General features: G+C 50.8%; 16 protein-coding genes and 2 pseudogenes. 14 read left to right on the forward strand and 4 right to left on the reverse strand.

The genetic code is table 11. The features are described 5' to 3' along the window. The first annotated feature begins 24 nt into the window (after window positions 1-24). The 10 genes and pseudogenes from ACHHV8_RS06795 to ACHHV8_RS06840 all read left to right on the forward strand — a co-directional run bounded on the left by ACHHV8_RS06795 (window position 25) and on the right by ACHHV8_RS06840 (window position 8,994). Window positions 25-1,020, forward strand: coding sequence for an ABC transporter permease (locus tag ACHHV8_RS06795; protein WP_395157599.1), 996 nt, complete (start codon window positions 25-27; stop codon window positions 1,018-1,020). A gap of 13 nt (window positions 1,021-1,033) precedes the next feature. Beyond that, complete coding sequence (locus ACHHV8_RS06800; protein ID WP_395157600.1) at window positions 1,034-1,906, forward strand: carbohydrate ABC transporter permease; 873 nt, start codon at window positions 1,034-1,036, stop codon at window positions 1,904-1,906. Between the two features lie 78 nt (window positions 1,907-1,984). Beyond that, complete coding sequence (locus tag ACHHV8_RS06805) at window positions 1,985-3,502, forward strand: extracellular solute-binding protein (RefSeq protein WP_395157601.1); 1,518 nt, start codon at window positions 1,985-1,987, stop codon at window positions 3,500-3,502. Between the two features lie 38 nt (window positions 3,503-3,540). Then, window positions 3,541-5,043, forward strand: coding sequence for an FAD-dependent oxidoreductase (locus ACHHV8_RS06810; RefSeq protein WP_395157602.1), 1,503 nt, complete (start codon window positions 3,541-3,543; stop codon window positions 5,041-5,043). Window positions 5,044-5,112: 69 nt separating this feature from the next. Continuing rightward, the gene (locus ACHHV8_RS06815; protein ID WP_395157603.1) at window positions 5,113-6,357 is read left to right on the forward strand and encodes an alpha-L-arabinofuranosidase C-terminal domain-containing protein; all 1,245 of its coding nucleotides are present in this window, start codon (window positions 5,113-5,115) and stop codon (window positions 6,355-6,357) included. Then, on the forward strand, window positions 6,323-6,658 hold the full coding sequence (locus tag ACHHV8_RS06820) for a hypothetical protein (protein ID WP_395157604.1): 336 nt from the start codon (window positions 6,323-6,325) through the stop codon (window positions 6,656-6,658). The genes ACHHV8_RS06815 and ACHHV8_RS06820 overlap by 35 nt, the downstream gene beginning before the upstream one ends. Before the next feature lie 237 nt (window positions 6,659-6,895). Continuing rightward, a complete protein-coding gene (locus ACHHV8_RS06825) occupies window positions 6,896-7,141 on the forward strand; it encodes a spore gernimation protein GerQ (RefSeq protein ID WP_395157605.1) in 246 nt (81 codons plus the stop codon). Window positions 7,142-7,153: 12 nt separating this feature from the next. Beyond that, window positions 7,154-7,538: pseudogene (locus ACHHV8_RS06830) on the forward strand (spore coat protein). Continuing rightward, window positions 7,535-8,670: pseudogene (locus tag ACHHV8_RS06835) on the forward strand (zinc-dependent alcohol dehydrogenase). Before ACHHV8_RS06830 ends, ACHHV8_RS06835 begins: the two co-directional pseudogenes overlap by 4 nt. Window positions 8,671-8,697: 27 nt before the next feature. Continuing rightward, entirely contained in the window at window positions 8,698-8,994 is a 297-nt protein-coding gene (locus tag ACHHV8_RS06840) for a spore coat protein (protein ID WP_395157606.1), read from the forward strand. A 170-nt stretch (window positions 8,995-9,164) separates the two neighbouring features. Here ACHHV8_RS06840 and ACHHV8_RS06845 read toward each other — a convergent pair whose 3' ends face one another. Beyond that, complete coding sequence (locus ACHHV8_RS06845) at window positions 9,165-9,908, reverse strand: spermidine synthase (RefSeq protein ID WP_395157607.1); 744 nt, start codon at window positions 9,906-9,908, stop codon at window positions 9,165-9,167. An 81-nt stretch (window positions 9,909-9,989) separates the two neighbouring features. After that, window positions 9,990-11,225, reverse strand: coding sequence for a benzoate/H(+) symporter BenE family transporter (locus ACHHV8_RS06850; protein ID WP_395157608.1), 1,236 nt, complete (start codon window positions 11,223-11,225; stop codon window positions 9,990-9,992). Window positions 11,226-11,601: 376 nt separating this feature from the next. Between ACHHV8_RS06850 and ACHHV8_RS06855 the strand changes: the two genes are divergently transcribed. Together ACHHV8_RS06855 and ACHHV8_RS06860 are read left to right on the forward strand one after the other, a co-directional pair. Next, window positions 11,602-11,841 carry a hypothetical protein gene (locus ACHHV8_RS06855; RefSeq protein WP_395157609.1) on the forward strand — a complete coding sequence of 80 codons (240 nt, stop codon included), beginning with the start codon at window positions 11,602-11,604 and terminating at the stop codon, window positions 11,839-11,841. Window positions 11,842-11,854: 13 nt separating this feature from the next. Next, the gene (locus ACHHV8_RS06860; protein ID WP_395157610.1) at window positions 11,855-12,640 is read left to right on the forward strand and encodes a LysM peptidoglycan-binding domain-containing protein; all 786 of its coding nucleotides are present in this window, start codon (window positions 11,855-11,857) and stop codon (window positions 12,638-12,640) included. A gap of 108 nt (window positions 12,641-12,748) precedes the next feature. Here ACHHV8_RS06860 and ACHHV8_RS06865 read toward each other — a convergent pair whose 3' ends face one another. Continuing rightward, window positions 12,749-12,901 carry a hypothetical protein gene (locus ACHHV8_RS06865; protein ID WP_395157611.1) on the reverse strand — a complete coding sequence of 51 codons (153 nt, stop codon included), beginning with the start codon at window positions 12,899-12,901 and terminating at the stop codon, window positions 12,749-12,751. 307 nt (window positions 12,902-13,208) lie between these two features. On the opposite strand from ACHHV8_RS06865, the gene ACHHV8_RS06870 reads away from it, so the two are divergent. Next, window positions 13,209-15,074 carry a PAS domain-containing protein gene (locus ACHHV8_RS06870; RefSeq protein WP_395157612.1) on the forward strand — a complete coding sequence of 622 codons (1,866 nt, stop codon included), beginning with the start codon at window positions 13,209-13,211 and terminating at the stop codon, window positions 15,072-15,074. Between the two features lie 144 nt (window positions 15,075-15,218). On the opposite strand, the gene ACHHV8_RS06875 is transcribed toward ACHHV8_RS06870, so the two are convergent. Then, window positions 15,219-16,226 carry a zinc-dependent alcohol dehydrogenase family protein gene (locus ACHHV8_RS06875; RefSeq protein WP_395157613.1) on the reverse strand — a complete coding sequence of 336 codons (1,008 nt, stop codon included), beginning with the start codon at window positions 16,224-16,226 and terminating at the stop codon, window positions 15,219-15,221. Window positions 16,227-16,462: 236 nt separating this feature from the next. On the opposite strand from ACHHV8_RS06875, the gene ACHHV8_RS06880 reads away from it, so the two are divergent. After that, on the forward strand, window positions 16,463-17,035 hold the full coding sequence (locus ACHHV8_RS06880; protein ID WP_395157614.1) for a serine hydrolase domain-containing protein: 573 nt from the start codon (window positions 16,463-16,465) through the stop codon (window positions 17,033-17,035). Window positions 17,036-17,109: the final 74 nt, after the last annotated feature.

Here is a 17,109-nt window from a genome sequence, read left to right on the forward strand (position 1 = left end):
TGTAAACCCTTTCGGAAAGGAATGATGTTTTTGAGCAAAACGACCGCGTTATCCGAACAGGCTTCGGTTAGGAAGAAGAAACGCAGGATAAGAGTCCATACATTAGGTTTTTGGAGCTACGCTCGTAAAAATACAGATCTATATCTCATGTCCATTCCCGGCCTGCTGTTCCTGGTGGTATATAAGTTTGTTCCGCTCTATGGACTTACGCTGGCCTTCAAGGATTTCAATTTATTTATCGGCGACAACATCGTAGACTCGGTTATGAAAAGCCCCTGGGTCGGATGGAAGCATTTCGATCGGATTTTTCACGATCAGGCTTTTTTTCAGGTTATTACGAACACGCTTTTGATCAGCTTATACAAGCTCGTATTTTTGTTCCCGGTGCCGATCGTCATTGCGCTGATGCTTAATGAGCTGCGGCTGAAATGGATGAAACGTTGGATACAGACCATTGTGTATATGCCGCATTTCTTGTCATGGGTTATTATTTTTGGCTTATTTTATTCGCTGCTCGGCTCGTACGGCATGGTCAACCAGCTATTGGGGGCGTGGGGGATAGCAAGCATCAGCTTCTTCTCCGACACGAGCTGGTTCCGTACGCTGCTTGTTTTTACGGATGGCTGGAAGGACACGGGCTGGAATACGATATTGTTCCTTGCGGCGATGACCTCGATCGATCCGCAGCTTTACGAAGCGGCGATTGTAGATGGAGCGGGGCGGTTCAAACGGATGTGGCATATTACCGTGCCGAGTATTGTTCCGGTGATTTTACTGGTGTTCGTGCTCCGCTTAGGGCAAGTGCTGAATGCGGGCTTTGAGCAGGTGCTGGTCATGTACAATCCTGCTGTATACGATGTGGCGGACATTATCCAGACATATGTGTACCGCATTGGATTAGGGAAGCTGGATTTCAGTCTGTCCACTGCGCTGGGACTGTTCGAATCGGTAGTAGCCTTTATTCTGATTATGTCCAGCAATGCCATCAGCCGCCGTTATCTGGGCAGAAGCATATGGTAGGAGGGAGTACAGCATGAATAGTAGAAGCTGGGGAAGCCGTCTTTTCGATGCAGCCAATGTGCTGGTGCTCGTCATCGTTGGCCTGGTATGTATATTGCCGTTCCTTCACGTGCTTGCCAAGTCGTTAAGCGATCAGGCCTCGGTCATGGCGAACAAGGTATCCTTTTATCCGATCGGCCTGAACTTGAGCGCATTCGAATTCGTCTTGACCAAATCACGGTACTTTGAGGCTTTGAAGGTGACATTGTTTGTTACGGTCGTAGGTACGATGCTGAGCATGGCCATTACGATTATGGCAGCTTATCCGCTGTCCAAGCCGGAATTTCGGGGACGGAAGCTGATTACGCTCCTCTACGTGTTCAGCATGTTATTTTATGGCGGGATTATTCCCGGTTATATCCTTATGAAGAGCCTGGGGCTGCTGGATACCGTCTGGGCCATGATTATTCCGTTGCTGGTGGTTCCGTTCAATCTGTTTGTGTGCAAAACGTTCTTTGAAGGACTGCCGGAAAGCATCGAGGAGTCGGCCCGTATGGATGGAGCGTCCAACTTCCGTATATTGGTCTCGATTCTGCTGCCGATTTCCTTGCCCGTCATCGCGACATTAGGCATATTTTATGCGGTCGGCTACTGGAACAACTATTTCCATCCTTTGATTTATATTAACGCGGTGGATTTGAAGCCTCTGCAAATCTTTTTGTACGATACGATTTCCAACACCGAGGACGTCATCGCCCAGCAGCCTGAAGAAGTGCGGTTGAGTCTATCTTCCGAAGGACTTCGAGCGGCAACGGTTATTTTAACGGTGCTTCCTATTTTGCTGGTGTACCCGTTTTTGCAAAAATATTTTGTACACGGCCTGACGGTCGGCTCGGTGAAAGGATAACCGCATTCGAAGTTGTTGAATACGTTTTTAGGGTGATGCCTTAAAATAGATAACAGAACTTAAGGGAGGGTACACAGTATGGCTGGATTTAGACGTAAACCTAGTGGGTGGATACCGGCTGCATTATCGCTGGCTTTGCTGGCAGGCTGCTCGGCAGGCGGCAGTCAGGAAACCAAGAGGGCGGATCAGCAGCCCGAAGCGGCGAACAGCTCCGCGGATGGGAGTAAACAGAAGCCGGCGCTGAAGGTGCTCGGATTTAACGTAGCCTTCGATCCGAATGCGGACCCGGTGGCCAAGGATGTGGAGACCAAGACAGGGTATAAAGTGACTTATTCCGTGCTGCCTAAGGATAAGCCCGAAGAGAAGCTGAATATTGAGATTGCTTCAGGCACCGAATATGACATTCTGGATTTGACGCCCAGCCAGTTTTATACCTTAGTAGCCCAGGGAGCGCTGCAGCCTATCGACGAGCTTGTTGAAAAAAACGGCACCCATATGAAGCAGGCCATTTCGTCTTCTTCCTGGGAGCTTGGCAAATATAACGGCAAGCTGTACGGCGTGCCGCAAAAGAACGAAAGAGCGAACATCGAGAAAACGATGATTATGCGTCAGGACATTTTGACCGAGCTTGGTCTTAAAATGCCGGAAACTCTTGATGAACTGTATCAGACGCTCAAAACGGTTAAAGCGAAAAAGCCCGACATGATCCCGTTAACGGGCAACAACATGGATGTGTTTATGATTTATAGCGGTTTCGGTCTCTACACGGACTGGGCCGAGGTGAACGGGCAGCTGCTCCCGAGAATTATACAGCCAGCGATGAAGGATTACATGGCCTTTATGCGCAAGCTGTATACCGAGGGCCTGCTGGATAAGGATTGGGCCGTAAACAAGACCGCGCAAACCCAAGAGAAGTTCGTCAGCGGCAAAGCGTTCATGATTCCGGGGAACTGGAATGACGCTTCCAATATGAATGCGGCCTTCGCCAAAAATGTGCCGAACGGCAAGATGGGCTACATGCTTCCTCTCAAGGGGGCGGACGGTAATGCAGGCGTCCAAATGGAAGATAAGCTGCTGTATGTCCATGCGATTCCTAAGTCGTCCAAGCATGCCGAGGATGCGATCAAGTTCATGGATGCGAAGCTGCAAATGGATACCTTCACCTTTCTGACGATGGGCGAGAAGGGAAAAACGTTCAACGAAGAGAACGGTGTATACAGCCCGATCATGCCTGCTTTTACGGAGCAGAGAGGCAATGCTTACTGGTTCCTCGACGGTATCCAGGAAGTGAAATATGCGGACATGTGGCTGGCACGGCTTCGCCGTACGCCTACGCTGTTCGAGGCTTTTAGCGCGATCAACAAAGATTTCGATAAATATGCGAAAAGGAATCCGGTTGCTTTCATGCCGCCAATCGAGGTGGTTGGTAAAAATCAGGCAAGCTTGACGCAAAAAGAAACCGATTACTTTATCAAGCTGCTGCTGGGCGGCGAATCGATCAACAACTTCGATAAGTTTATTAAGGATTGGGATGCCAGCGGGGGCAGCGAGGTCGTCAAGGCTGTGAACGAATGGTATAAAACAGCGAAGAAATAAGCAGTGCATTTCATTATACGAATTGGAGTGAGATACAGATGAAATATTTCAATGAGCCGGTCTTGCATGTGCCTGTAATAGCTGAGCCCGATGTGCTTGTTATTGGCGGAGGGCCTGCCGGGATCGGTGCGGCAGTAGCTGCGGCCCGTAACGGAGCGAAGGTTATGCTGGTGGAGCGGTACGGCTTCGTGGGCGGGAACCTGACGGTAGCTATGGTGAATCCGATGTTTACGTTCCACGATGTGAACGGCAAGCAGGTCATTCGCGGAATTGCAGGCGAGCTGGTGGATCGTCTGGTTGCCAAAACGGTTTCCCCCGGGCATGTGACGGACCTGACCTTCGATAATGCGTCCATGTCTCCGTTTGACCCGGAAGGCATGAAGCTGGTCTTGTTCGAGCTGCTGCAAGAGGCCGGAGTAGAGCTGCTGCTGCATTCTGCCTTTGCTCAGGCTTATACGGACGATCAAGGAAACGTGGCGACAGTCATAGTGGAAAATAAATCGGGCCGGCAGGCGATTTGCTCTAAGCTTGTCATCGACTGCTCTGCGGATGCCGATGTGGTGGCAAGAGCCGGCGCGCCGTTCGTCAAGGGCCGTGAGTCTGACGGAGCTATGCAGCCCGTCACGCTGTTCTATCGCGTAGCAGGCGTCCATATGGCTAACTTAAAGGCATGGATGAAGGAGAACCGGCACCTGCTCAAGGATGCGCCGACCGATGAAGAGATTGATGCGCAAAGCGCGCTCGCTTTCCTGGGGATGAAGGAAATCATTAAGGAAGCCATGGAGCGGGGAGAGTATCCGGCGGATGCAGCGCCGCGAATCTTAATGTATGAGCTGCCGCAGGACGGCCAATTCGCGATTAACTGCACCAGGCTGCAGGGGATTGACGGTACCGATGTGTTCGATCTGACCCGCGCTGAGCTGGAGACCAGACATCAGGCATGGGCCGTCACGGAGTTCATGAAGCGTTATATTGGAGGCTTCGAGCAGGCGTACATTCTTGATACCGGCGTGCAGGTCGGCGTGCGTGAAACGAGACATATCATCGGCGACTACACCATGACCGAGCAGGATGTGCTGAACAGCCGGTCGTTTAGCGACGGGATTGCCTGCGGAACGTTTGCCATCGATATTCACCCGCCGGAAGGCGAACAGCAGGTATTCACAGGCTCCGGAAAAGCGGTGTATGAGATTCCTTACCGCTGCCTGCTTCCCCAAGGCCTCGATAACGTGCTTGTGGCCGGCCGCTGCATTTCCGCAACGCACACCGCGTTCGGCTCCGTTCGTGTGATGGCGACGGCTATGGGAATTGGCCAAGGGGCGGGGACAGCCGCAGCGATAGCAGCTGCGAAGGGCCTGACTACACGTCAGGTAGATGTAGGCTTGCTTCGAAGCAAACTTGTGGAGCAGGGGCAGTATTTAATGACCGAGGATGCGGAAGCTTTGGTCGATGCAGGGTTGCGCCTGTTGAAGACAGATGGCTCAGGGGGGACGGCAAGCCACCATAATCCTTTCGCTAACCAAGCGCCGGACCGGAATTGATAAGAAATCGACATTTTCAATAATTGTAACACAATACCATATTAGTTCGGCAGGAGGGGAGCATTTCTCATGAAAGCGTATTTGAAGGTGTGCCCGGAACAGCAGCTTGGCGAGGTGCATCCGTATATTTACGGGCAATATTTCGAGCATTTGGGCAATTGCATTTATCCGTCCGTGTGGGATGCCCAATCGCCGCATGCGGATGCAAGCGGGGTTCGGCTTGATGTGATCAAGGCGGTTAGAGAGCTTGGCGTTCCGGTAATTCGCTGGCCGGGAGGCTGTTACGTTGATTTATACGATTGGCGGGACGGCGTAGGCCCTTTGAAGGATCGTCCGACGCGAGTGAACTGGCATTGGGGAGGCTTGGAGTCCAATCAGTTTGGTACGGATGAATTTCTGCAGTGGTGCCGGAAGGCAGGGGCGGAGCCTTATGTCAATGTTAATTTGGGCACAGGCACGTTAGTGGAGTCGCTTCGCTGGATCGACTATTGCAACGGAAGCGGAGAAACGGCGGACGCCCAGTGGCGCAGGTCCAATGGACACGCGGAGCCTTATGATGTGAAGCTGTGGGGCATCGGCAATGAAACCTGGGGGCATTGGGAAGCGGGGCAGCTAAGTGCCGGGGAATATGCGCATAAGCTGGCCAACTGGGCGCAATTTTATAAAAAATATGACCGCTCGCTGCAGCTTCTCGGTGTAGGCTCCAGTTACGGCGACGATCCCGATTGGGACCGCGAGGTGATCGTTCATGCCGGGAAATACCTCGACTATTTAACCTTCCACTTGTACGGAAGTAGTATGGACCGGGAGAGCGGGGAGGAGTTTTATCCGGTAGTGTTTACGCCGGTCTACTTCGAGAAGCAGCTGCGCAAGATGGTTGAAACGATCCGAACGACGATTGTGAATCATAAGCTCGAGCTGCCGGGGCCGATCCGGATTTCTATGGATGAATGGAACATCCGCCATTATGAGCCCGACCCGGACAACTTGGGAAGCTACCGCTTGGATCGCAATAGTCCCCGCAATCTGCAGGACGCACTGTTCGTCGCCGGTATTTTCAATACCATGATTCGATTGGGCGATTCGGTCGGGATGGCTAACTATGTTTTCCTGGTCAATGGAAACGGCATTCTTTCGGTCACGGAACATACGGTTATCAAGACCACGCTGTTCCATGTATTCAAGCAGTATGCGGAATGGATGACGGGCCAGTCGGTGCAGGTGCAGGTAAGCTCGCCTTCGATGCGCATCCCGGCGCCGCAGGTCAATCGAACCGGCGATGAACGAGCGGATGCAGAGCCTGTACGAGCCTAGCGACGAAGCATATATCGACGCGGTTGCCGTCCTTCGTGAGCAGGGAGAGCTGAATCTAGCCATAGTCAATCGCCATAAGGATGATGGGGCGGAAGCTGAAATTACGCTGCCGGAAGGCTACCGGGTTGAGCAGGTCTGGACACTCACCCATGACCAGCTCTATGCCTCCAATACCGAAGAAAATCTGGAGAACGTAATGCCTGTGATCACGGATGTGACCGACAGGGAATTGAAGTCGTGGAACGTTCCGGCCCATGCCGTTGTTCTCATTCATTGTAAGAAAGCGACCTACCAACTGTAATAAAATGTAAAATTTTTATGTGAAATAATCCAGCCGCGCATTGCGCGGCTTTTTGCCGTTCCTAATATGAAAATCCGCGAGGAACGGGCGCTACGCCCTGCGCGAGATGATCCAGCGCTGCGGTATATGGGACGGACCGGTTTGCTTATCCTATGCAGGGAATTTTCTGAATTATCCCAGAAGGGATAGGAAATCCTATCCTTGACATGGACTTAAATCAAGGAGGCCGTTTAACCATTGACACACCTGACGCTAGCTCCCCATGAAGCGCTTGAGCTGCATGAAGCGCTGAATTTCAAGACACTCTGTCTCATCAAATCGAAGCTGATGCAAGGGCTCGTTTTCGATCAGGAGCTGAAGGCGCTGATGCAAAAGGACGTTGTGCAATCGGAAGAAGCCATCGCCGAGCTTCAGGCGATCTATGAGCGCGCTCCTTTTCAGGCGCCGGTTCCCCCGAATAAGCCTACTCCTATCCTAAACTGAAGGAGGTACCCGATGAATAACGACTACCTCGATCCGATCAATTCGCTGAACATGCCGGAAATGGCGGATATGACTTTTGCCGTGGACTTCCTTATGCGTGCCAAAGAAGGGTCCGCAACACGGCTGCCGCGCTGACGGAAACGGTATCGCCTGATGTCAGAGTACTTTTGCGAAAGCAATTGAAGCAGGCCATAGCGCTGCATCAGGAAATTTCCGATTTGATGATCCGCAAGAAGTGGTTTCACCCCTATGAGCTGCAGGAGCAGTATCAGCTGGATCAGCTCTCGGCCCGCAATACGGCGATGATCGCCCGAATGAATCTTTTCCCGGGGATACTTCCCGCAAGGGCATGTTCGACCGCACGCCAGATGAACAAATGGGGGCAACGCAGGCATGAAGGCAGTCACTTATCAAGGGATCAAAAATGTCGTGGTCAAAGAAGTCCCGGACCCCAAAATTGAAAAAAACGACGATATGATCGTCAAAATGACGACCACGGCCATTTGCGGCTCCGATCTGCATCTCATTCATGGAATGACTCCCAATTTGCAGGAGAATTATGTGATCGGGCATGAGCCGATGGGGATTGTAGAAGAGGTGGGTCCTGGCGTAACGAAGCTGAAGAAGGGAGACCGGGTCATTATCCCTTTCAATATTTCTTGCGGCGAATGCTTTTATTGTAAAAACCAGCTGGAGAGCCAGTGCGATCATTCCAACGAGAACGGCGACATGGGCGCTTATTTCGGATACAGCGGGAATACAGGCGGATATCCGGGCGGACAAGCGGAATATTTGCGGGTGCCTTTTGCCAACTTCACCCATTTCAAATTCCGGAAAGTAACGAATAGCCGGATGAAAGCCTGTGCTTGATTGCCGATGCGCTGACAACGGCTTACTGGACTGTCGACAACTCGGGGGTGAAGCAGGGGGATACCGTTATTGTGCTGGGCTGCGGTTCGGTCGGTCTGCTTGCGCAAAAGGTTTGCTGGTTTAAAGGAGCCAAACGGGTGATCGCGGTCGACTACGTAGATTACCGTCTGCAGCATGCGAAACGTACGAATAACGTAGAGATAGTGAATTTCGAGCAGTATGAAAACGTCGGCAGCTACCTTAAGGAAATCACCAAAGGGGGAGCGGACGTCGTCATTGATGCGGTTGGTATGGATGGCAAAATGAACGATCTCGAGTTTCTGGCGAGCGGCCTTAAGCTGCAGGGCGGGACGATGAGCGCGTTAGTTATCGCTGCCCAGGCGGTTCGCAAAGGGGGAACCATCCAAATCACGGGCGTCTATGGCGGCAGATATAACGGTTTCCCGCTCGGCGATATTATGCAGCGCAACGTAAATATCCGATCCGGGCAGGCGCCGGTTATTCACTACATGCCTTATATGTATGAACTGATTACGACAGGCAAAATAAATGCCGGCGACATCATTACGCACATCATACCGCTTAGCGAAGCCAAACGGGGATACGAGGTATTTGATACGAAGACGGATAACTGCATTAAAGTTATTTTGAAGCCGTAGGCTAATAAACGGAAAGGAGGCTGTCTATTGAATCCTGTATTGGAATATTTGACAGGCATGAATACATTAACGGATGAAGTGATTGCGATGGATTTTCTCAATACGTCAAAGAGCGCCGTCCGCAGCTACGCTATGGCTGTAACCGAATGCGCTACCCCCGAAATCAGGGCTGTGCTGGCAGAACAGCTGGAGCAGGCGATGGATACCCATGAGACCATCATGGAATATATGATTAGCAAAGGCTTGTACCATCCGCATCAGGTCAGCGAACAGATCGAGCTTGATTTGAAAAACATTCAAATCGCATTGAGTATTCCGTCCTGATTATCGAGACTGGGATCTTGCTTCGAAAAGGATTGCTGCCGGCTTAGGAGCGGCAGCATCTTTTTTTAAAAACAGGTAAAATTTGTTGCATGGATAGACTCTGAAGAAGGTCAAGTCCATTTTCACGCTTCGCGCTTGTATTGTTCGTTGCATGCTCCGGCTTCCTGCCGCTAGCCTTCATCCGTCAGCACATAGCCTTGTGCGGGCTCTACTTCTATAAAGCCTGCCAATTGCCTGGCTTGAAAGGCGATGGGTCGGTTACCGGCGGCAAGGATCATATTTTTTACGTCATGGACACTGCCTTGAGGTAAGGCAAAGGCTTTAGTGTAACGATACACTTCGGTAAGCGTGGTGTGGATAGCGCCGATTCGGCTGTCCTGTTCGCCTCGGCCCATCAGGTTCAGGAAGAGGTACCCCTCAGGCTGCAGCTTCTCCTTGGCCATAAGGAAGAATTGCTTGGAGATAAGATGTAACGGCGTCCCTTTCTCGGTGAACGCATCGACAAAAATATAATCGTGAACGGCAGCTTTTTCCCGGCTCAGCACCTCGCGTCCGTCGCCGACGATCACATTATCGCCTGTATATCCAAAAAAGTCTCGGCTGTATGCCGCTACAGCTTCGTTAAGCTCGGCGGCCGTAATCCATTTCCTAGAGAAATAACGGGCTATCGTCCCGATTCCATGCCCGATAATAAAGCCTCTCTCAAAATCCGGATTGTTATGTTCCATTAAATGAATGATCGCTCTAGGGTATTCAAACACAACGCGCCGCGGATCGTTCAAATCCATTGCTCCTTGAACCGCGTTATCGGAAAACTTCAGAATCCGGAAGTTTCCTTTTTCCCCGTACAGCTCTTCCGTATCGTAGACGCTGACGGACTGTCCATCCTCTGAATGCTGAGCAAGTAAATGCAAGCCGGTGATCTCCTTTTTGCTTGACTTTATGCCAAGTATAGCACGGCGGAGCATTCTAACTGAACAAGAACCTCATCATTGTCACGATCCCTGAGGCTGAGGTTCCTTCTGTTCGCTTGGCAGCCCATAGTCTTTCCTGTCCAGGAATAAGGATGCCGCCATGCCCCCGATTAATCCCCAGAAAGGCGCTCCAATGTGGAGGATCGATATGCCCGAAACGGTAATTAAGAAGGAAAACAAGGCGCCGGATTTAAAACGGCCGGAGAAGCTCATTTTAAACGAGTCAATCAGTACGCCGATCATCGCCATACCGCCGAGCATCTTGATCAAGGAAGCAGGGATCAAATGGGGAATGGTTGCCGCCATCGGAGCGAACAAGCCTACTAGACAGGCCAACACGCCGAGCACGATAGCCGCGGCATAACGATTCTCGTGGCTGCCGGACTCCTTATCGGCCAAAATGGCGGTCATCGGGCCGGCGACGCACGCCGAGTGGGCTCCGATCACACTGTTAACTATGCAGCCGATGCCGCTCCAGCTGCTCATCGAATTCACGGGCGGCTCGTATCCGCTGCTTCTCAACACCGCGATGCCTTGCGCATTTTGGATAGCTACGACAGTGAGCACAAGCGGCACGACCAGCTCGCCCATTGTCGACAGGTCAAAGGAGGGCAGCACGAGCTGGGGGATCGCAACCGAAAAAGTGAGACCGCCCTCAGAGCCGCTGCCAGGCAATACTTTCAGCAGGACTGCCGCAGCCAGCATGGCGCCCAGAATGGGCGGGAATTTTTTGGACAGCTTCGCGAATAAAGAAAGTATGAGAAAAACAAGCAGAGGAATTCCGTTGAGCAGCGGATTTTCCAATACCGAGCGGAACAGATCGGTCCCGAACGGGAGCAGCACCCCGGCAACCATTCCCATCATAACAGGTAAGGGCAGGGACCTCATCAATGTGCGTATAAAGCCGGTGAGGCTTAACAGCAAAATAAGGAGCCCGGTTGCGAGATAGGCTCCGGCCACCTGACTCAGGCTATGATGGGCCAGGGAATCCCCGACCAGAATAACTCCTGGAATAGAGAACGCATAACCGATGGGCAGTCGATAATAAAACGACATTATAAGGGTTAATATTCCCCCGGTTCCATAAATGCCCAGAATCCATGAAGAAGTGGCTGCGTCGCTCAAGTGACCTTTAGCGGCGGCTTGCAGCACAATAAGTAAAGGCCCCGCAGCACCGAACATTGCCGCAACCAGCCCATTCGAAAAGCTTCCCATCGTCAGATGGCGGGGAAGCTCCACAACATTCTTTTTCCACAAAACGACCACTCCTTAAAAATACCTACAATTAGTGTATCAGAGAGTTTCATTTAATGAAAATATATAAAATGCATAGCTTCCATGCTTTTTGTTTATAGTCGGCCGCCTGATTCGAAGGAAGAACATCCGGTTATCTGCGTTTTTTCCAGATCATTCGACAGAAGTGTAAACGGGACAATCTAAAGATTTGATAAAATTCGTCAAAAAAAGAGATTTTATGGGATTATTGTAGTATAATCCGAAGTATAAATAGGAAATTTGGCACTGGTATTAAATATTTAATAGTTCTTAAGAACTTGTTAGCGAATTGTTAGCGAAAGGAAATAAATGGAAATTAAGGAAACCCAAATAAATGATTATATAGGAGGATCATCCAATGGAAGAGGTTATGTATGGAAATCGGAATGCAGCGCATGAGTTTTATTTAGATGAGGGTAATGGCACTCGAGTGTCCAAGTATTCCAAACGTAAGAAAAAGTATTACCTTGGTGTACTGCTGATTGCGGCTATCGGCGCTACCGCCGTCGGTACTACTCTGCTGTGGGCTGGCGGGGAGCTGCTTTCAAAAGCACCGAGCTTTACAAGCCAGGAAGCTGCGGCAGGACGAACCGCGTGAGGATGCGATAGCAATGAACTCCATAGCCTTTGCGGAGGGCCTCTACGCCCCTCTATCTAGATTCGACAATAACGAACAGGCAGGCCCGCTTGTTGAAGCGGACAACGTTCAGACAGCGAGCGGTGTCATCAGCGCTCCGAAAGCCGGTGAATCAGTACAGGCTCAAGCTCAGGATAAAGCTAAAGAGGCGCCTAAAAAATCGGCATCGGAGCTCACCAATAAAAGTCAAGCTGCTGCCGAATCCAGGTTATCTGTCGTCACGGCTAAAGAGAACACGGCGGCCCCCTCTGAAAAAGCCGCGAAAGCAAACGTAAAACCAAGCGAAGATAAGGTGCAGACTTCCGCCGCGACGGTTAGTACCAATCCGCAGTCCTCTACTTATCGCGTAAAAAACGGAGATACGCTGTATAGTATTTCACTTGCTTTCTATAACACCGGGGACTATGTACAGTTGCTGGCGGATACGAATCATCTTCAATCGTCCGGTATGTTAAAAGAAGGGCAGCAGCTAGAAATTCCGTACCTGCCGCCGGCAGATGCGAAAAAGGCCGGCTCGAAGGCAAACGTTGCCGCCAATGGGTCCACATCGTCATCCGATGCTGCGCAAAGGGCGATTAGCGACAATGGGAAGATGATCAACCATGTTGTCAAGTCGGGAGAGAGCCTTTCCAGTATCTCGCAAAAGTATTTCGGTTCTCCGAACTTCACGGAGTTCATCGCACTGCTGAATAACCGCTCTGCAGATGCTCCATTAAAAGTAGGCGAGACGCTCGTCATTCTGCCGTCTGGCCAGGATTAGAACAAACAGAAAATTCATGATGCCATAAATAAAGGTTGATCTCCCGCTGAGGAAGATCAACCTTTTTTGTATGGAAGGCCAGTCCAAAGGCGCCGAGCGGCAGGCTCTTCAAGAATCGATCCGGTTTACCGCATTCGTTTCATGGATGACCCCAAGCATAATGGCGTCGACGAGCGTGGCTCCGGCAGACATTTTCTCAATATCATAGCGATGATCCAGGATGCCGAAGCAAAAGCGGTATTCCTCAGGAAACTGTAACAAAGTATAATGCCCCCCATATCGCTGCCTCGCTATACTTTCCGCCGTTTCTAACCAAAAGAGTGTGTTTTTATGCAGCATTTTAATTCCTCCTTTGATATCCCGATATTCTTAAAATCTTGTATAGCTTCAGCATCGACAAATCTATCGATTTTTAAACCGAATCTCTCGACCAATCTAGCGAAATGTCCGCGGCGAACGGAGCGTCTAAAGCCATGTTTGATAGCATGGAGGAAAAAGAAGCGGAACGTCGAAATAAAATGTAACTAATAGTAAAATGTGTATAAATATACTGTGAGGGTCAAACACCATGGAGAATAGAACGCAAAAATTAGAGGATATGGAACCGCCTATACATTTTACACGGCAAATGAATAATATATTTGATTTATACTTTAATAATACAAATGTCAGTGTCGCCGTAGTCGACTTGAATCACCGGGTGTTTCAGGTTAACAAAGCTTTTGAAACATTATACGGATGGTCGGGCGAAGAAGTGATTGGCAAGTTTTTGTCCACCACGCCTCCCGGCTTGGCAGAGCAGGAAAGAGCGATTCATCAATCCGTTATAACGAGCGGACAGCCGTACAGCTACGAGACGGTGAAGATCTCTAAAGAAGGCTATGAATTTCCAGTGAGTGCGACGCTTTCTCCGCTTAAGGATCATTCCGGCCATATCCTGGCCCTCGTCGAGGTAGTTAGAGATATTTCCCAGAGGAAAGTGGAAGAAGAGAGGTTCAGGGAGAGCGAGGAACGGTATCGAAAACTGGTGGAGCTGTCCCCTTTACCGATCTTGGTATATAACGAGTTCCGTATTACTTATGTCAATGCCGCTGCAGTGAAGCTTCTGGGTGCAGATAACCAAGAGCAGCTGATAGGCAAGTCGATGCTGGAGTTCATCCATCCCGATGACATTGAGCGGCACCAGGCGCAGGTGGAGCAGCTCCTCAAGGAAAAGCAGCCTTCGGAGCTGATGGGAAATAAGCTGGTACAGCTCGGCACTCAGCAGGTTATCGAGGTGGAGATCAGAGCGGTTCCCGTCGAGCATCTGGGTTCTATGTCCGTTCAATTGTTGTGCCAAGACGTGACCCAGAAGAAAGTGATGGAACGGATCGTCCGGGAGCGGGACGAGGAATACCGGAGAATGGTGAGGCTGCTTCCCGAGCCGATCATCGTGCATCAGCAGGGAGTGATCTGCTACATCAACGACGTAGGCTGCAGGCTGCTAGGAGTGGCGTCTCCTGCGGAAATTGTAGGGGCATCCGTGTATGAGTTTATTCATCCGGACTCTCTCGAATTAGTAAATCAACGGCTGAAGACGGTGGCGTTAGCCGATGACTATATTCCTTTTATCGAACTGAGGCTAATATTGAAGAATGGGGAACAGCTGGCCATTGAGGCGTCATCCGTTGTGCTGCATTCCTATTTGGGCATACCCGTCATTCAAACGGTGTTCAGGGATATTACGGGACGCAAGCTTGCCGAGGAGATGCTGCGCCAATCGGAGAAGCTTTCGGTTGTGGGGCAGCTGGCCGCCGGGATTGCTCATGAAATCCGGAACCCTTTAACCAGCCTTGTCGGATTCTCCAAGCTTATAAAGAACGCTTCTCCGAATAAGGTCCAGGAATATGCCGATATTATGCTGGATGAATTAAGCCGGATTAACGGCATTGTGAACGAATTCATGCTCATCGCCAAGCCTCAAGACGGCAGATTTGAAGACCAGAGCATTAACGGGATTATCGCCAACGTGATCTCCCTAGTTCAACCGCTGGCCATCTTACATAATGTGGAAATTCGTATGGAGAATGAGAATGATTTCACTTATATCATCAAGTGTGATGAAGGGAAGCTGAAGCAAGTATTTATAAATCTCATTAAAAATGCAATTGAAGCGATGCCAGCCGGCGGCACGATAGACATCATCCTTCAACAGATGAAAGAACGCAGGCTGCAGATTACGCTGAGGGATAGCGGAACGGGGATCGCAGAAGAGCTCATCCCTAAGCTGGGTGATCCGTTCGTTACTACCAAAAACGAAGGAACCGGGCTGGGACTTATGGTCTGCTATCGTATTATTGAGGCCCACCAAGGGACATTACACATTCACAGCCAATTAGGAAAAGGGACCTCTATCGAGATTGAGCTTGAATATAGTAACGCTATTTTAAGATAACGCGTTAAAGTGTCGAATCACGGAACATGAGGCGGGATCTGATTGGGACCGAGCAGTAAACCGCGATGAAATCCGGCTTCCTGAGAAGGCAGCCATTCGCTGTATAAAGAGGAGGAAGCCGTGGCGGCTTCCTCTTTTTAGCTGCTACAGCTTGATTTGGACTTTCATTAAATGGCTTGCCTTTGGCTGTTCAAGAAAAGCCACCGTTTCTTCCAGACTGATTGTTTGGGAGATGAGAGGCTTGACATCGATCCGGCCTTCCTTGATCCAGTGAAAAGCAGGGATGAACGTATGATTAATGGCCATTGAGCCGAGCAGGGTCCAGTCTTTGTTATACAATTTGAACGGGTTGACCCGAATGCTCGCATGCTCCGGCGTCACGCCGAACTGCAGGTATTTTCCGGCGGGACCGACATAGTCCAGCGCCTGCTCGATCACCGCCGGAATGCCGGTCACATCTACGACGGCATCGAAGCCGTGAGGATAATTGTCTTTGCTTAACTCGGTATCCACATTCCGGCTCAGGATCCCCTTGGTTGCCCCGTATTGCAGCGCGAGGTCCAGCTTTTCCTGCGCCACATCGACGACAACGAGCTCAGAGGCGCCAGCTCTGGCGAGGGATTGGATCAGCTGCTGTCCCATGGCTCCGGCGCCGAACAGCAGGACACGGTTGCCGACTTGAAGCTGCAGCCGGTTCATCCCATGCACGACGCAAGCCATCGGCTCAATGAAAGCGCCTTCTTCAAACGACATCGAATCCGGAAGTTTAATTACGTTGCCGGCAGGAACGGACACGAATTCAGCCATGCTGCCGTTCACCGTGTTGCCTAGCGCTCCCCAATTCTCGCACTGATTGCCTCTCTGTGTGAGACAGAAGGAGCATGCGCCGCAAAATAAGGACGGGTCGGCGCTGACCCGGTCACCCGGCTGAAAGCCGCAGACGCCTTCGCCTACTTCATGAATGATGCCTGAAAATTCATGCCCCGGGATAATCGGATACGGAGAGATAAACTCTCCCTCATAAATATGAAAGTCGGTCCCGCAGATGCCAACCTGCTTGACTTGAATGGTGACTTCTCCGCGTTGAGGAGCAGGGTAAGCCACTTCCTTGATGACGGCTTGCCGTGGAGCTTCGATAACTAATGCTTTCATCGTATCATCCCTTCAATGGAAATGCGCTGTATATAACTGGCTATATCAGACGGTGGTACCTATTTCCATTTTACTATACCCTGATTGCTCCTGTAAGGGAATAGATGGAGTTCTGTTCTTCTTGTACGATGGTAATAAATCTTACCAAACTGCAAGAAGAGTCGAGTTCTCTCCATTCAAAGGATGCCTTCTATCCTTTATATTGAGGATGGATCACAAATGAAGGAGGGGTCATCGTGAACTACGAGAAAAGGCTGCCTCGCAGCCGTCCGGAGGAGCAGGGGATATGTTCCTCGGCGATTACCGGTTTTCTGGAAACCGCAGAGAAGCAGGGGCTGGAGCTGCACAGCTTCATGTTAGTACGGCATGGTCATGTTGTGGTCGAAGGCTGGTGGTCGCCGTATCGCCCGGAGCATCCTCGCATGCTTTTTTCACTAACGAAGATTTTTACGTCCACGGCTGTAGGCTTGGCTTTGGAGGAAGGGAGACTTACGCTGGAGGATAAGGTGTGCCGCTTTTTCCCGGAATATGATCGTAATCGGATGGATCCGCGCAAGTCGGCGCTAAGCATTCGCCACTTGCTCACTATGAGCGCGGGGCAATCCCAGCCCGCTATGGGAGCGGATTTTCGCCGGAAGGAAACGAGCTGGGTGAAGCATTTCCTGGAGATGCCTCTGGATCACGATCCGTCGGAGCGATTCGTTTATAACGGAGGCGCGAGTCACATGCTGGCAGCCATTGTCCAGAAGGTGACCGGGCAGACCTTGACGGAATACATGCAGCCCCGTTTTTTGGTCCGCTCGGCATAGAGGAGGTAAGGTGGGAAACCGATCCGGCAGGTCTTCAATGCGGAGGCTTCGGACTGATTCTGCGGACAGAGGAT

The organism is Paenibacillus sp. TAB_01 (assembly GCF_043945595.1).
Classification (GTDB): domain Bacteria; phylum Bacillota; class Bacilli; order Paenibacillales; family NBRC-103111; genus Paenibacillus_S.

Excerpts from the sequence above, each read along its gene's own strand:
- ACHHV8_RS06795 (WP_395157599.1), top strand. The coding sequence starts at position 25 with ATGTTTTTGAGCAAAACGACCGCGTTATCCGAACAGGCTTCGGTTAGG.
- ACHHV8_RS06800 (WP_395157600.1), top strand. The coding sequence starts at position 1,034 with ATGAATAGTAGAAGCTGGGGAAGCCGTCTTTTCGATGCAGCCAATGTG.
- ACHHV8_RS06805 (WP_395157601.1), top strand. The coding sequence starts at position 1,985 with ATGGCTGGATTTAGACGTAAACCTAGTGGGTGGATACCGGCTGCATTA.
- ACHHV8_RS06810 (WP_395157602.1), top strand. The coding sequence starts at position 3,541 with ATGAAATATTTCAATGAGCCGGTCTTGCATGTGCCTGTAATAGCTGAG.
- ACHHV8_RS06815 (WP_395157603.1), top strand. The coding sequence starts at position 5,113 with ATGAAAGCGTATTTGAAGGTGTGCCCGGAACAGCAGCTTGGCGAGGTG.
- ACHHV8_RS06820 (WP_395157604.1), top strand. The coding sequence starts at position 6,323 with ATGAACGAGCGGATGCAGAGCCTGTACGAGCCTAGCGACGAAGCATAT.
- ACHHV8_RS06855 (WP_395157609.1), top strand. The coding sequence starts at position 11,602 with ATGGAAGAGGTTATGTATGGAAATCGGAATGCAGCGCATGAGTTTTAT.
- ACHHV8_RS06860 (WP_395157610.1), top strand. The coding sequence starts at position 11,855 with ATGAACTCCATAGCCTTTGCGGAGGGCCTCTACGCCCCTCTATCTAGA.
- ACHHV8_RS06870 (WP_395157612.1), top strand. The coding sequence starts at position 13,209 with ATGGAGAATAGAACGCAAAAATTAGAGGATATGGAACCGCCTATACAT.
- ACHHV8_RS06875 (WP_395157613.1), bottom strand. The coding sequence starts at position 16,226 with ATGAAAGCATTAGTTATCGAAGCTCCACGGCAAGCCGTCATCAAGGAA.